At 46.4% G+C, this 16,066-nt stretch carries 9 protein-coding genes, 1 pseudogene and 1 riboswitch; of the genes and pseudogenes, 5 read left to right on the top strand and 5 right to left on the bottom strand.

All coding sequences use genetic code 11. The features are described 5' to 3' along the window. Complete coding sequence (locus tag PMG25_RS20530) at positions 1–2,679, bottom strand: NERD domain-containing protein (RefSeq protein WP_283768761.1); 2,679 nt, start codon at positions 2,677–2,679, stop codon at positions 1–3. Between the two features lie 241 nt (positions 2,680–2,920). Between PMG25_RS20530 and PMG25_RS20525 the strand changes: the two genes are divergently transcribed. The 3 genes from PMG25_RS20525 (at position 2,921) to PMG25_RS20515 (ending at position 11,077) form a co-directional block, all read left to right on the top strand. Continuing rightward, positions 2,921–4,399, top strand: a complete 1,479-nt coding sequence (locus tag PMG25_RS20525; protein ID WP_283768760.1) for a TldD/PmbA family protein — start codon at positions 2,921–2,923, stop codon at positions 4,397–4,399. Positions 4,400–4,538: 139 nt separating this feature from the next. Beyond that, the gene (locus PMG25_RS20520; protein ID WP_283768759.1) at positions 4,539–5,879 is read left to right on the top strand and encodes a TldD/PmbA family protein; all 1,341 of its coding nucleotides are present in this window, start codon (positions 4,539–4,541) and stop codon (positions 5,877–5,879) included. Positions 5,880–6,355: 476 nt separating this feature from the next. Next, complete coding sequence (locus PMG25_RS20515; RefSeq protein ID WP_283768758.1) at positions 6,356–11,077, top strand: glutamate synthase-related protein; 4,722 nt, start codon at positions 6,356–6,358, stop codon at positions 11,075–11,077. A 436-nt stretch (positions 11,078–11,513) separates the two neighbouring features. Here PMG25_RS20515 and thiC read toward each other — a convergent pair whose 3' ends face one another. The 4 genes and pseudogenes from thiC to PMG25_RS24545 all read right to left on the bottom strand — a co-directional run. Continuing rightward, entirely contained in the window at positions 11,514–12,899 is a 1,386-nt protein-coding gene (gene thiC, locus PMG25_RS20510) for a phosphomethylpyrimidine synthase (protein ID WP_283768757.1), read from the bottom strand. Positions 12,900–12,906: 7 nt separating this feature from the next. Further along, positions 12,907–13,005: riboswitch (TPP riboswitch) on the bottom strand. 305 nt (positions 13,006–13,310) lie between these two features. After that, a complete protein-coding gene (locus PMG25_RS20505) occupies positions 13,311–13,742 on the bottom strand; it encodes a type II toxin-antitoxin system VapC family toxin (protein WP_283768756.1) in 432 nt (143 codons plus the stop codon). Further along, a complete protein-coding gene (locus tag PMG25_RS20500; RefSeq protein ID WP_283755959.1) occupies positions 13,739–14,008 on the bottom strand; it encodes a hypothetical protein in 270 nt (89 codons plus the stop codon). The genes PMG25_RS20505 and PMG25_RS20500 overlap by 4 nt, the downstream gene beginning before the upstream one ends. Before the next feature lie 107 nt (positions 14,009–14,115). Then, a pseudogene (locus PMG25_RS24545) lies at positions 14,116–14,331 on the bottom strand (element excision factor XisI family protein); the annotation flags it as partial. Positions 14,332–14,436: 105 nt separating this feature from the next. On the opposite strand from PMG25_RS24545, the gene PMG25_RS20495 reads away from it, so the two are divergent. Both PMG25_RS20495 and ygfZ read left to right on the top strand, forming a co-directional pair. Continuing rightward, positions 14,437–14,823 carry a hypothetical protein gene (locus PMG25_RS20495; RefSeq protein ID WP_283768755.1) on the top strand — a complete coding sequence of 129 codons (387 nt, stop codon included), beginning with the start codon at positions 14,437–14,439 and terminating at the stop codon, positions 14,821–14,823. A gap of 115 nt (positions 14,824–14,938) precedes the next feature. Beyond that, positions 14,939–15,904 carry a CAF17-like 4Fe-4S cluster assembly/insertion protein YgfZ gene (gene ygfZ, locus PMG25_RS20490; RefSeq protein ID WP_283768754.1) on the top strand — a complete coding sequence of 322 codons (966 nt, stop codon included), beginning with the start codon at positions 14,939–14,941 and terminating at the stop codon, positions 15,902–15,904. Positions 15,905–16,066 lie beyond the last annotated feature (162 nt).

The raw sequence follows: 16,066 nt of genomic DNA, 5'->3' as shown, positions 1-16,066 counted from the left end.
CTACACTCCTAGTGCTAAACGAATTTTCTCTGTAATTTCTAAATTGGTATATACAGCAGGAATAATTCTCGTGATAAATCCATCTCCATCGTAATAAACCTGGAGTTTTGCAGCATTAACTTCACACTTCAAATAATAAATCTCTTGAAATTTATGATGCTCAACACTCTGAATTGATATCTTCTGTAGATCGAGCTTTTCTTTCATCAAATTGAATAGTTTCTTCTGCAAATTCGTTTCTAACCGAATCTCTGATGTAAGAAAATAATAAACTTCATTAGCAAATTCACTAGGATTAGAGTTTACGGTTTCAATTTTAGTGATTTTGTATTTCCCGTTATAATGAAAATGAAGTGAACAGGATTTATTGTTCTGGCTCTCAAACCCATAAACTTCCTGATAGTTATGATGCTTATAGGAGCAGATAGAAACTCCTCTAGGTTTTAAGATATTTAGTATATGCCAGTAAAGATTCCTCAAAGCTTTGTCAGAGATAGAGAAATTTTGAACACTTGTATTGCCCGCTTCATTATCAGGATCAAAGGCAACTAGATCGCGGGGTCGTATAGAGTCCAGTTTTCCTTGGCTATCATCCCAAGTGGTTTTATAAAAAGGCGTAATTAAAGGAATATTAAACAGAATCATTTTATCTTGAGGTATTGAAAATAAAGTATAGCTCCAACGGAAGTAAGCCTCATTTGTTTGTCCTTGTCCAATATCCATATCTCCAACAATAGTTTTAAACTTCTGTCCCTGAGCGCGATGAAGGGTTAATGCGTACCCAAATCTTAATCTAGCTGCATTAAAGTAAGGATCATTGCGGAAGAATTTAGCTAATTCAACACTGTAAATCGCATTAGATCCCTCTACATGATTAGAATGACTATTCTTCCAATTTCTATCAAATTTCGACTTTGTGGAAACGTAGAGTGCGACCAGAGTATCTTTGTCAACTTCAGGTTTGTCTGCATACAGATAGTTTTTTAGACAAAGAAATTTAACCTCCTTAAAGTTATGAAGTAATCGAGCTTGAACTTTTAAAAAGTGAACTTCGACAGGTTGATCGCGTCCTTTGAGTGGTTGCACTATTGGCTCAATATTGTGCCTGACTGCAATAATTTCAGCAAATGAGTTATTAGAGACATAAATAGGACAATCTAGATCATCATCATTGCGTACATAAAAGCTATTGTGGATATGTACGATATCACCTGGAGAAATGCTACTTCCACGTCCAAAGATATTTCTCCTGATCCAATTATTTATTTTATTAGTTTTGGCATGAGTAAAAGAAATAAATTTTGTGTTTTTCGAGTCTTCAGTAAATATTTTATCTAGGACTTGATATTTAGATGTTGGCTCTGATGGAGCCTCAATAACTTGAGAGGTGTTAGTGTCAATATGAAGTTGATTAAATACTCCCTCTTTCATACACTGTGCTAATCTTAGAGAGTTACGAATAAACAAACTGTTTTCCCGATCGGGAAGAATACGATCGAGATAAACTTCATTTACTGGAAAGCCGGTAATGGCTTGCAGCCGATCATTACACAGTGCAGACTCATCTGCCTTACCACGTATTAATTGAAATGGATCGCCCAAAAATATGATTTGTCGTTCTGAATCTCCAATATTAGAAAAATTCAGAAAATCTGTCAGAAGTTGACCACTACCGTAACGTAAGTCATCCGTTTCAAATATTGAATCTGAGATCAAATGTGCATCACTAACAATATAAAGATGGTTGTTAGTTTCCTTATTCTCCACCAATTGATAGACAAATTTTTCTTTATCAAGCTTTGGATTTGCTGAGTATATATAGGTATAAATGCTGTCAGCTTCTTGATAACTCAATGCGATACGACGATTGGGAGCAAGAATAGTAAAATTTCGCCCGTTCTTCCGTGCTAGAGAGGCAGTGGCCATAAGCACCTGTTTTATACCAGTTCCAATCATTCCCGTAATAATCATGATTTTCTCTGGTGATGCTAGAAACCTTTCAACTTGAGAGATTGCATGGTGCAAAGAATCAGGCCATTCTATTTTTTCTGGGTCGCATCCTTTTATAGAAGACGTTACAGCCTTAGTCCCTGAGCGTACTGGAACGTACTTAGGAATAGACAGCTTCTCTAAAATTTGTTCTAAATCTTGATTGGAAAGATTGATTTCTAGACTTGTGATTTGTGACAGTCGCTCTACTGCACGATCAAAATCAACAATGTGAAACCACCTTTCAATATTAGAAGGTAGTTGTTTTTCATCAAATTTAATAGGTTTATGAAAAATCACCAACCCAGATATGTGCCCTAGATTAGGTTGATTGCCCGAAGTAAAACTGTTTTTTTCTAAGAATCTAAGTAATGCAAACTTGTTATCCCTAATTTGAATAAATGGATTGGGCTTGTTTCCTCCCTTGATTTCAATTTTGTCTGCAAGCCATCTACCATTCTCTGAAAACTCGATTAGTCCTCCATAATCTTTGAAGTCAATAACAATGATACTATTTTTAGTTAAAACTGCTGCATCAATTTCATGTCCTTGGCATAGAAAGTTACCCAAAAGAACAACAATCTCTTCTGAGCTACCCCACACCTCTTCTAACTTTCCTAGCAACGCATCAAATATACGGTTCTCATGCGTCGTTGTGTAACGTTGCGTTTGGTATGCTTTGACAACCATTAATCAAAATAACAAAGCTATATGTCGATTCTACCGTAAATTCACCAAGAGTTGTTTGATTTTTTGATTATCTTAACTCTTTAGCAGTGCGTTTCATATTCACGATCGCCGCAAGCACTTCTTTGCCTCCCTGCTTCTTCCTCCCCTAGTGAGTTCGGCAATCATCCCAGCAAGACGAGCGTCAATGTGACACACTAGAGGATAACTATTCTTCAAAAACCCTATCACCACAAGCGACTCTATGACTCTTGTAATTCAAGCGCCGATCGCCAATGACCTATCCGCTAGAGCTTACCATGCCACCAAACATCGGTTTGATGAAAGCTGGGAAGTAATGCTATCGAGTCTCCTGGGATGGGGACGCGCAGCAGGAGCAGACTTTATCGAATTCTTCCTAGAGCGGATCAACTTTATCAGTTGCATGGGCGAAGAGGATACCATCACCAGCATTTCCCCGCGCTTGTCTACGGGTGCAGGGGTGCGGGTATTTCGCGGTAAAGCAGACTGTTATGTGAGTACGAACGATTTATCCTTTACGGGACTCAAAGCCGCTCTAGAAAAAGGATTACTCATTCTTGGCTTTAATTTGCCTTCTGCCAACTCCTACATTCCCGAAGTCAACCTCGAACCCCTGCGCGACTATGCCACAACCAAGGGGAAAGAACTCTGGCTAGACCACTGTAGCTCCATGCAAGAGATGGGAGATATTCTATTACAAGCGAGCGATCGCCTCAAACAAAAAGCCTCCCACATCCAATCTCGCCGCGCCGTCTACTTCCGCGACTGGCAAGAAGTCCTCGTCGCTGCCAGTGATGGCACATTTGCCCGCGATATTCGCCTCACCCAGTCCGTTGGCTGTAGTCTCCTGTGCGCCGATGGCAGCCATCGCACCTCCATCGGACAACGGCTTGGCAGCACCAGCCAACCTAGTTTTTTACGCAACTGGGATAGTGAAAATACAGTGGCAGATTTAGCCGAAGCTGCCGGTAAAATGCTCTATGCCGACTATGTAGAATCGGGAAATTATCCGATTGTCATGGCCAATAAATTTGGCGGTGTAATTTTCCATGAAGCCTGCGGTCATCTCTTAGAAACCACGCAAATCGAGCGCAAAACCACCCCCTTTATCGACAAGAAAGGGGAGAAAATCGCCCATGAAAATCTCACCGCTTGGGATGAAGGACGCTCCGAAGGTGAGTTTGGAACCATTGATATGGATGATGAGGGAATGCCCACCCAGAAAACCCTTTTAATTGAAAATGGTATTCTGAAAAACTTCATCTCCGATCGCGCCGGTTCCATGCGGACGGGGCATCCAAGAACCGGTAGCGGTCGCCGTCAGGGATACACCTACGCCGCCGCTTCCCGGATGCGGAATACCTACATTGCTCCCGGCGCTTATTCCTTAGATGACATTTTTTCCTCCATTGATAAGGGCATTTATTGTAAGAAAATGGGCGGCGGTAGCGTCGGCCCAACCGGTGAATTTAACTTTGCAGTGGATGAAGCTTATTTGATTGAAAAAGGCAAAGTCACCAAACCCTTAAAAGGGGCGACCTTAATCGGAGAAGCCAAGGAAATTATGCATAAAATTTCCATGAGTTCCCAAGATTTAGGATTAGCGGCTGGCTTCTGTGGCTCCATCAGTGGCAGCGTTTATGTTACCGTCGGCCAACCCCATATTAAGGTAGATTCTATCACTGTAGGGGGGCGATCGTAGTAAGCCCTCCATTCTCCTGTAGGTTGGGTTGAACGAAGTGAAACCCAACGTATGTGTTGGGTTTCGTTCCTCAACCCAACCTACGAATTTATTACTGTAAAATTCACCCTCAAAATCAACATTAGACCCATCATTTCCCATGGTAAAAACAATCGATTCATTAACCGCCTCTGCAAAAGAGCGTGCCGAAAAGCTAGGCATTCACAAGTTTGATATTTATGGTTCTGCTGTCGAAGAAACGAGCGTCAAAGTCGATAGCGGCGAACCCGATCAGGTGAAAGCTTCCCAGCGTTCCAGTATTACCGTCAGGGTATGGAACCAAGAGAATCGCATGGGCATTACCAGCACTACGGAACTCGATCCAGAGGGGCTGGAATTGGCGCTAAAAACGGCCTATGAAGCCAGTTTTTTTGGCATGAAAGAGCATGTGCCAGACTTTAGTCCGGAAGCGACTGCACCCCTGGAAAGTCCGGTGGATAAAGTGCCTCAAGCTTCCGTGGATACCTTGATTGAGAAATTGGTGGAGGCAGAGAAAACTTTACTCGACTCCCATGAGGCGATCGCCGGAGTCCCCTATAATGGATTGGCACAACGGGATATTGACCGCTTTTATCTCAACAGTGCAGGAGCGGCTCGCTATGAAGGCGGTTCCTATGCCTCCATTTATCTGTACACCAAAACCGAACAGGAAGGCAAAAAACCGCGCAGTGCGGGAGCGGTGAAAATTAGCCAAGGGTTGGAAAAACTCGATATTGACGGTTGCTTAAAAGAAGCCACGGAAAAAACCCTCAGCCATCTGAATTACCAGAAAGTGAAATCGGGTAAATATTTGGTCGTCTTTTCAGCCGAAGCATTTTTAAGTTTATTCGATGCTTTTTCTAATCTCTTTAACGCCCAAAATATCCTCGATCATCAAAGTTTATCCACTCCCGAATCGTTAGGCACACAAGTTGCCTCTCCCCTAATCTCCATTTGTGATGATGCTCTGCATCCCGAAAACATTGCTCAAACCACGTTTGACGGGGAAGGAACCCCGACGCGCCGAGTACCCATTATCACCGAAGGCGTGTTAACCAACTTCTTGCACAGTGCAGGAACCGCTAAACGGCTCAATACTCAACCCACAGGACATGCTAATATTGGCGCGAAAGTCACGGTGAGTCCCCACTATTATCATGTTTTTCCGGGACAAAAGGGCGATCGCACCTTTAGCCTCGACTCAGCCGAAAACGTCATTTTCATCGACGATCTCAGCGCCCTCCATGCCGGAGTCCAAGCCTTACAAGGGTCATTTTCCTTACCCTTTGATGGCTGGCTAGTCAACAAAGGCGAGAAAATTTCTGTTGATTCTGCCACCGTAGCCGGAGATATTTTAGACGTACTAAAATCCATTGTCTATGTCGAACCGGAACCAGAAATAACCCCTGATGGTGTTTGTCCTCGCATTTGGATTGAAGGGTTATCCATCACTGGAGAATAAGGCCTGTCCTATCGGTAATATAGACAGGTAGCGTCCCTCATAAAGCAAGCAAGGCGCTGTATAAAATCCAGTTAATGGGAAAAGAGAAGCGGGCAAGATGCCCGCACTCCTCAAATTTTTTGATATGACTGGAGTGGCAGCATCTTGCCCCCTGGATTTGTAAAGAAACCCAAGTGATGGATGGGGCAGATCTTTTCTGCGCTTCCTCCTACATCCCCAACAATTGCCAGAACTGACTAGGATTCGATACAATCAATATCCACATCAAAATCGGGGCCAGTCAATACACAGCACCCTCTGGATTCACTTGTCCCGACCGAAAACAAAAACTCTGCCAACGTCCAGCAGTAATTGATACGAAATCCTATCCATCGATAGGAATATGATGGCTGCATAGCTGAGTTTACCAGTGCTTGTATCACAAAAAGCACGTAAAGTCAACAACTCCCAATCCGAAAACCTCTTTAATGAATTCCATGGACAACACCTTAAATCAAGATCAACTGCATCACCCACTGACCGGCTCTTCCGACCTGGGGACTTCAGGACGGGAGCCGAAAGTTTTACGCCAACTGACTGAAGAACGAGATGCTTGCGGAGTAGGTGTAATTGCTCATCCCCAAGGCATAGCCAGTCATGATTTAATTACCAAAGCCTTATCCGGGTTAACCTGCTTAGAACATCGGGGAGGGTGTAGCGCTGACCGAGACTCTGGAGATGGTGCAGGGGTGATGACGGGCATTCCCTGGGACTTATTTCAAGACTGGAGCCAGAAAGAAGGTATTACGCTGCCGAATACTCGCCACATGGGAGTGGCCATGGTCTTTTTACCCCAAGATGGTGCAGCCCGCAACAAAGCGAAAGCCTTATTTGAGCAACATCTGAAAGAAGAAGGCTTGAAGCCACTGGGATGGCGGGTAGTGCCGGTAAACCTGGAGATTTTAGGGCCCCAAGCAAGGGAAAATGAACCGCAAATTGAGCAACTGCTGGTAGAATCCCCTCATTTATCGGGAGTGGAGTTAGAACGCCTGTTGTATTTGACACGGAAGAAAACCCATTTAGATGCCGATCGCTCCGGAGTCGATATTTATATTGTTTCCTTTTCTACCCGCCAAATTCTGTACAAAGGCATGGTACGATCGGTTATTCTGGGTGACTTTTACCTAGATCTGAAGAATCCGCTCTACACCAGTTGTTATGCTATTTTTCACCGTCGCTTCAGTACAAATACGATGCCCAGATGGTCGTTGGCACAACCCTTGCGGATGTTGGGACACAACGGCGAGATTAACACCCTGTTGGGCAACTTAAACTGGATGCGGACTCGCGAAGTAGAATTTACTTCACCAGTGTGGGGCGATCGCCTAAAAGAACTGCTTCCCCTCACCAACCGCAACGCCTCCGACTCCGCCAACCTCGATAACGTCTTCGAGTTGATGGTACTCTCCGGACGCACCCCCATGGAAGCCTTAATGATCCTGGTTCCCGAAGCCTTCCACAATCAACCCGCTCTCGACGACCATCAAGAAATTATCGACTTTTACGAATACTACGCGGGTATCCAAGAACCTTGGGATGGCCCAGCTCTACTGGTATTTAGCGATGGTCGCTATGTGGGAGCAGCCCTAGACCGCAATGGTCTGCGTCCGGCTCGCTACAGCTTAACCAAAGACGGCTATATTGTGATTGCCTCAGAAACCGGTAGCATCCTCCTCGATGAATCCGAGGTTATTGAAAAAGGTCGTTTAGGCCCTGGACAAATGATGGCCATTGACCTAGAAAACCACCAGGTGCTGCACAACTGGGAAATTAAACAACAGGTCGCCAGTCAATACCCCTATGGGGAATGGTTGAAAGCGGGAACCCACGATCTCGATGAACTGCCTTGGGATACCCATATGAACCTGGATGAGGCAACCCTGATCAAGTCTCAAACCGCCTTTGGCTATACCTCCGAAGATGTGGACATGGTGGTGCAAGCGATGGCAGAAACCGGCAAAGAGCCGACCTTCTGCATGGGGGATGATATTCCCTTGGCGGTGCTGTCGAGTAAGCCCCATGTGCTGTATGACTACTTTAAGCAGCGCTTCGCTCAGGTCACCAACCCCCCCATTGACCCCCTGCGGGAAAAATTGGTGATGTCTCTACAAATTCGTTTAGGTGACCATCCCAACTTGCTCGATCCCCAGTCGAGGAAAACTACCCAATTGCGCCTCCCCACGCCGATCTTAAGTGAGGCGGAGTTATCGACGCTGGAGCATTCCCTGTTGCAAGCGCGGGAAGTGTCCACATTGTACCCGGTGGGAGAGTCCCTGAAAGTGGCGATTGATGAACTTTGCGATCGCGTAGATGCCGCAGTCCGAGAAGGAGCGAAAGTCGTAGTTCTCACAGACCGCAACATTACGCCAGAACAAACCTATATCCCTCCCATGGTCGCCACTGGTGCGGTTCATTACCATCTGATTCGCAATAAACTGCGCTGTGAAACCTCTATTGTGGTAGACACCGCTCAATGTTGGAGTACCCATCATGTAGCCTGCTTAGTCGGTTATGGCGCTTCGGCTGTTTGTCCCTATTTGGCTTTAGAAACTGTGCGCCATTGGTGGAGTAGCGATCGCACCCAAGGCTTCATGGATCGCGGAAAACTGCCTAAAATTTCCATGGAGCAAGCATTAGATAACTACCGCCATGCGATCGAGTTAGGACTGCTGAAAATCCTCTCTAAAATGGGGATTTCTCTCCTTTCCTCCTATCATGGGGCGCAAATTTTTGAGGCGATCGGCATTGGGGAAGACTTGCTCGATCTCGCCTTTGAAGGCACAGTTTCCCGCGTGGGTGGCTTATCTCTGGATGAATTGGCCCAAGAAACCCTGCAATTCCACGCCAAAGCATTCCCAGAACTCGACGGCAAAAAACTGGAAAATCGCGGCTTTATCCAGTATCGCACCGGTCTAGAATATCACATGAATTCACCGGAAATGTCCAAGGCATTGCACAAGGCCGTTCGCGCTGTAGGGGCGGGTTCACCAACATCTGGGTTGGATGACCAAAAATCCCGTGAACCCGCCCTTACCTCTGGCGGTGAAAACGGTAAACCCAACCTGGAAGGTTACGATCATTACCAGCTCTATCAAAACATCCTCCAAGAGCGTCCCCCCTGCGCTTTGCGGGACTTGTTGGAGTTTCGCCCCGATACCCAACCCATCCCCCTTGAAGAAGTAGAACCGGTCGAAAGTATCGTTAAGCGCTTCTGTACAGGGGGCATGTCCCTAGGCTCCTTGGGCCGGGAAGCCCATGAGACCTTGGCGATCGCCATGAACCGTATTGGTGGCAAGTCTAACTCTGGAGAAGGCGGCGAAGATTCCCTACGCTATACCATCCTCAATGATGTCGATGGTGAAGGCAATAGCACGAGTTTTGCCCATCTCAAAGGTCTACAAACCGGAGATACGGCCAGCAGCGCCATTAAACAGGTGGCTTCGGGACGCTTTGGGGTGACTCCTGAATATCTGATGAATGCCAAGCAGATTGAGATTAAGATGGCTCAGGGCGCGAAACCGGGTGAAGGGGGTCAACTTCCGGGTAAAAAGGTGAGTCCCTATATTGCCATGCTGCGACGCTCTAAACCGGGTGTGCCTCTGATTTCTCCGCCTCCCCACCATGATATTTATTCCATTGAGGACTTAGCCCAGCTCATCTTTGACCTGCACCAAATTAATCCGAATGCAGGGGTGAGCGTCAAACTGGTGGCAGAAGTGGGTATTGGTACGGTGGCTTGTGGCGTGGCTAAAGCCAATGCCGATGTGATCCAAATTTCCGGCCATGATGGGGGAACGGGTGCGAGTCCCCTAAGTTCGATTAAACATGCGGGCGTTCCCTGGGAATTGGGAGTTACGGAAGTGCATCGGATGCTGATGGAAAACGGTTTGCGCGATCGCGTCTTACTCCGTGCCGATGGCGGTCTGAAAACCGGCTGGGATGTCCTTATGGCGGCGCTTCTGGGGGCTGAGGAATATGGCTTTGGCTCCATTGCCATGATTGCAGAAGGCTGCATTATGGCTCGCATCTGCCACACCAATAATTGCCCCGTGGGAGTCGCCACCCAACAGGAGAGACTGCGCCAGAAGTTTACCGGCATTCCCGGCCATGTGGTCAATTTCTTCTATTTTGTGGCTGAGGAAGTGCGCCAACTGTTGGCTCGGTTGGGTTATCGTTCCTTAAATGAGGTGATCGGTCGGGCTGACTTGTTGCAAGTACGGGATGTGAAGTTAACCAAGACGAATCATATCCATGTGCGATCGCTGATTGAAGATTTACCGGATACGACAGGCGATCGCAGTTGGCTCGATCATGGCCCGGTTCACTCCAATGGCCCAGTTCTAGATGACGAAATTCTAGCCGATGGGGAGATCAAACAGGCGATCGAACAGCAAACTAAAGTAAACAAAACCTGGAAAATCGTCAACACTGACCGCTCCGTGGGTGCGCGAATTGCTGGGGAAATTGCCCGTCGCTATGGCAATAGCGGCTTTACCGGAGAGCTGAAACTCTCCTTTACCGGAAATGCCGGCCAAAGTTTTGGCGCGTTTAATTTACCTGGAATGCACCTCCACCTAACAGGAGATGCCAATGACTATGTGGGTAAAGGAATGCATGGCGGCGAAATTGTTATCGTTCCAGCAACGAATGCTACTTTTGATCCCTCGGAAAATGTCATTGTCGGCAATACCTGTCTCTACGGCGCAACCGGCGGCATCCTGTTTGCCAATGGTCAAGCCGGAGAGCGGTTTGCCGTCCGCAACTCCCTCGGCCGAGCCGTTATCGAAGGCGCAGGCGACCATTGTTGCGAATATATGACTGGCGGTGTGGTTGTGGTTCTCGGAGCAACTGGGCGCAATGTGGGCGCAGGCATGACCGGAGGACTAGCCTATATCCTGGATGAAGATGAACATTTCTCGGAAAAAATTAATACCGAAATTGTCACCATCCAACGGGTGACCTCTAAGGTCGGTGCAGCGTCTCTGCGAGAGTTGATTGAGTTGCACCACTCCCGCACGGGAAGTCCGAAGGCGAAACTGATTTTAGAGAATTGGGAAACCTATCTGCCTAAGTTCTGGCAAGTGGTTCCCCCTTCGGAAGCGAATTCTCCAGAGGTGACGGATAATCCGGTTACGGATAAGGTCGTAGTTCAGGCCTAATTGACAGTTAAAAGTAGGGTGCGTTAGCGAAAGCGTAACGCACCATGCTGTCACTTTTTAATTGGTACAGCATTAGCGTAGGGTGGGTTAGGCGGCTAAAACCTAGACTCTGAGAGCAATCTCTCAATCCGCCGTAACCCACCATTTTAGGGTTGTCACGGCAGTAGTGGACCGGCAAGCTTAAAATCATGGGTAAGCTATGTGCTACAATTTACTAATGGAATAAATTACAGCGATCGCGTTGGCCACAGTTTTAAGCTTGCCAGTCCAGTAGGGTGGGCAGGAGCCTAGGCAAAATCATTCAAATTCTACCAGCATACCCTGCCCACCTTGCCCGATACTTTGCTTCATTACCGATAATTGACCCAAAAAACCCCCAGAGTGTAGAAACTGGGGGTGTGGGGGGTGAAACTTAAATTTCAGCTCAATCTTAAGCTTACACTTGAGCAACTTCTTTATTTTGCGCTTCCTGGGCTAAGTATTTCTCTAACTCGGTGAGCGCGTCTGCATCTACCTTGGTTTGCATGGGGCAGAATTTGGGGCCGCACATGGAGCAGAATTCTGCGGTTTTGTAGATGTCTGCGGGTAGGGTTTCGTCGTGATATTCCCGTGCGCGGTCGGGGTCGAGGGAGAGTTCAAACTGACGATTCCAGTCGAAATTATACCGAGCTGCGGAGAGTTCGTCGTCTCGGTCTCTAGCTCCGTGACGATGGCGGGCAATGTCGGCGGCGTGGGCAGCGATTTTGTAGGCGATTAAGCCGTTGCGTACATCTTCGGCATCGGGAAGTCCTAAATGTTCTTTAGGGGTGACGTAACAGAGCATGGCGGTTCCATGCCAACCGGCGATCGCCGCTCCAATGGCCGAAGTGATATGATCGTAACCGGGCGCAATATCCGTCACCAAGGGCCCCAGCACATAGAAGGGAGCTTCCGAACACTCCTCCATCTGCTTCTTCACATTAAACTCAATTTGATCCATCGGCACATGGCCCGGCCCTTCAACCATCACCTGCACATTATGTTCCCAAGCCTTGCGAGTGAGTTGCCCCAAGGTTTTCAACTCCGCCAATTGGGCCTCATCGGAAGCATCATGGGTACAACCGGGACGCAAAGAATCCCCTAAACTAAAGGAAACATCATGCTTCTTAAAGATTTCGATAATATCGTTGAAATGGGTATAGAGGGGATTTTGCTTATGATGGTGTAACATCCAGCGAGCAATAATACCGCCCCCACGGGAAACAATCCCCGTAATCCGATTTTTGACTAAGGGCAAATGTTCGATCAAAATGCCTGCATGGATGGTCATATAATCTACCCCTTGCTGGGCATGTTTCTCGATGATATGCAAGAAGTCATCAGGGGTGAGTTTCTCGATTCTACCGTTGACGCTCTCTAAAGCTTGGTAGATGGGAACTGTGCCGATGGGGACTGGAGAAGCTTTAATAATAGCGGTGCGAATCTCGTCTAGGTTACCGCCTCCCGTAGACAAGTCCATCACCGTATCTGCGCCATATTTAACCGCCAGATTCAGCTTATCGACTTCTTCTTGTAAATTAGAAGAATTGGGGGACGCGCCCAGGTTAGCATTCACCTTACACTTAGAAGCAATCCCAATACACATCGGCTCTAAATTCGGGTGATTCACATTGGCGGGAATAATCATCCGTCCCCGCGCAACTTCATCCCGAATCAACTCAGGGGCAAGATTTTCCCGTTGTGCCACATAGTGCATCTCTTCCGTAATTACGCCTTGACGAGCATAATTCATCTGCGTGACATTGGCTTGTCCCCGCCGTTTGGCTACCCATTCAGTTCGCATATGTAAATCCTCGAAGTGACAGCTTCCCTCCGCCGGTACTAGCCGGACTCAGGTTCTAAGGGTTTACTCTCAGCCCGATCGCGATCGGGCACCCCTAGCTAGTGCCAGATTCTAACACGATTTGGGCACAAGAACAGAAAAATTTCGTTAAGCCTCTCTGCTTAGATAGTGAGAATGAGTTAAGACCCTGGTAAGTGTTGGATAGTTCTGCTAGTTTAGAATGGAAACAGAAGGGGAGTTTGTATTGATTGCCCTTTCAGCCGTTGGAAACGGCTGAAAGGTCGAGGATACCTTGCTAAGTTCAAAGATATATTCTTACAATAATTATGAATTATGTTTTCTGACATCATTTACCTTAAAGTATCGCCAAAGGTTGCAGACCCGTTTCTCCGATCGCCATTCATTCATCCGCTAGGACAATTCAGGTCTAAACACCCGATCGAAAGCTTGATTTCGATAACGCCGATAAACATCAAAATCGCTATCCAAAGTAGCAATAGCCGGAATATCCAGCCTTTCAGAAATAGCAATCAGAGACAAATCTGCAAAATCTCCCGGCAAACTTGCATACCGTTCATTCAGTTCAGCAATCCGCAAACAATCTTCAGGAACCAGTGGAATAGATTCATAAAGTTCCCTAGCCATATCCCGAAGAAACTCATTTTGTGTACGCCAATTAGGACTTAAAAGCCATACCACTTCAGTAACACAAGCCGTTGTAGTTACGAGGTGACTGGTACATCTCTCAAAGAAGACTCGTACCTGTTGATGATAGCGATCTCTGGCACTGTAGTAAGCTACTAAAATGCCACTATCTACAATAATTAGAGGATGATAAGTCATTGTGGATCGAATTGAGGATATTTTTTCTGTAAATAATTAGCAATTGCCTTTTTCCGATTTGCCCGTTCTGACAAATCAGGTGGCGCATCTTCTAGCAAATGTTCGGGATGTCCCCCACGTCTTTCGACAATAGTTTGGCGCGGTTGCAAAGTCAGCCAACGTTCTTTAACCAAGCGTTTAATCAATTCATCGCTGGTCGTTTTTTCCTTTCCCAAAATTTCCACTAAATAAGCTTCCGTTTCCTTATCCAATTCTATACTTAGCATGACAACCTCCGATTAATGTGTATTTAGGGCGATTTTGAATCTATTTCCGTTATTTTCATTATAAGATAGCTTCAAGAAAAATTGTTTTTGGGTTTTATTCTTCATCATTACCGCACTGCTAATCCTGTAAATTTACGCATATAAGGAGATCTATACCCTAACACGATATCAGACTTAGGTACTCCTAATTCAATTAACTCATTGGCTATACCGACTTCAGTTCCGTCTCGTTGAATCCAAATTTTTCCCTCCCTAATCTCAATGTGAATAACACATCCAAAAACTCGTCTTTCTCCACTCCATCCAACATGAAACATGATATAACGATATAAATATCTTCTTACAAGATGGGCTAACTCGAACCACCAGGGTGATTGACAATTGAGCCTAGAGTCCTCAACAATAATCAAAAGCTTTTAGCGGACTTCATGAGACCTAAGTTTAAGGATACGATCGCCTGGCAACAAGCTGAACTGCTGATGCAACCCTCCCTGTTGAGGGTGGTGGATAATCTGCGTCAGGTTCTGGAAACCTCACCCTGGGAAGGAACCTATGAAGAAGTACAAGACCCCTATCCCGGTTATGTGTTGTGCTTACAATATCAGGGTGAGGAAGTGCGGGTAAATCTGTGGGAGCTATGTTTCCGCATTTGTTTTGTCGAATATGCTATCACCCATTCTCCCTATGACGCGCAGCAGGTCGAGATTGATACGAGCTTGATTGATGATACGGGAAATGTGGATTGGACGACATTGGAAGAGAAAACCAAGCAAGTGATTGCAGAAATGTTTGAGAATTTACCTAAGATGACCTAATTACGCTGTAGCGGCGGGTTTTTCCCAGATCTAGAACACCCCTTAATAACTGTGATGAACCCGCCCTATTTGATTATGATGAAAGGTGACCTTTGAAGAAGTATCCGTAATGATCATGTCTGAAGAAACAGAAATTTTACTCTACGATCGCAGCCATTGGGGTAGAATTGAAGTCAGAGGGAGCGATCGCCTGCGGTTTCTGCACAACCAAAGTACCAATGATTTCGAGAGCCTGAAACCGGGACAAAGCTGTGACACCGTTTTTGTTACCTCCACCGCTCGTACCCTGGATTTAGTCACTGCTTATCTAACCGAGGAAAGCGTTATTTTACTCGTCTCTCCTGATCGCCGGGAAAAACTCTGGCAATGGATGGAGCGGTATATTTTCCCCATGGATCGGGTAGAACTGGTTGATATTACAGATAAAACTGCCTGTTTGAGTTTAATCGGAACCCAGAGCGATCGCCTCTTAGAAGCCGTAGGAATTCCCCCCTTAACCGATGCTCCCCCAGGAACCCACCAACAAGTTAACCTAGGCGACATCTCCCTCAGAGTCGCCCTAGGAAGCGGATTAGCCACCCCTGGATATACCCTCATGGTTGACCTGGAAGAGCGTCAAAATTTAAGCGAACTCCTGATCGCACAGGGAGCAAAAGCGATCGGCGATCGAGACTGGGAAACCCGACGCATTCAACAGGGTCGTCCCGCACCTGATCGCGAATTAACCGAAGACTATAACCCCCTCGAAGCCGGATTATGGAACACCATATCCTTTGAAAAAGGCTGTTACATTGGCCAAGAAACCATCGCCCGCTTAAACACCTATCAAGGCGTAAAACAACAGCTTTGGGGTCTGCAACTGGCTCAACCCGTCGATCCTGGAACCCCCATCCAAGTCGGAGACCAAAAAGCCGGAAAAATTACCAGTTGTATTGCTACTTCAGAAGGAGCGATCGCCCTAGCCTATATTCGCACCAAAATCGGCGGAAAAGGCCTCACCGTTCAAGTCGCCGATCAATCCGCAACTCTCCTCGATCTCCCCTTCATCTCTCGTGGGTATTTAGCTACCCCTTCCGAGTAATCTCAAATCCTCAACCCCTTCGCTTCCTTCGGCCATTGTCAAGGGGTGGGGGATTCGATAAGATAAATCAATATAGCCGTAGATTAGACTAGCGATAGACAACTAACTACAGCTATACAGGGTTTGAATCTTCCTCTTATTTCTCTGTCTTGTGGCTGGGCA

Source organism: Roseofilum capinflatum BLCC-M114 (assembly GCF_030068505.1).
GTDB lineage: Bacteria > Cyanobacteriota > Cyanobacteriia > Cyanobacteriales > Desertifilaceae > Roseofilum > Roseofilum capinflatum.
This window is presented reverse-complemented; position numbering and strand designations above follow the sequence as displayed.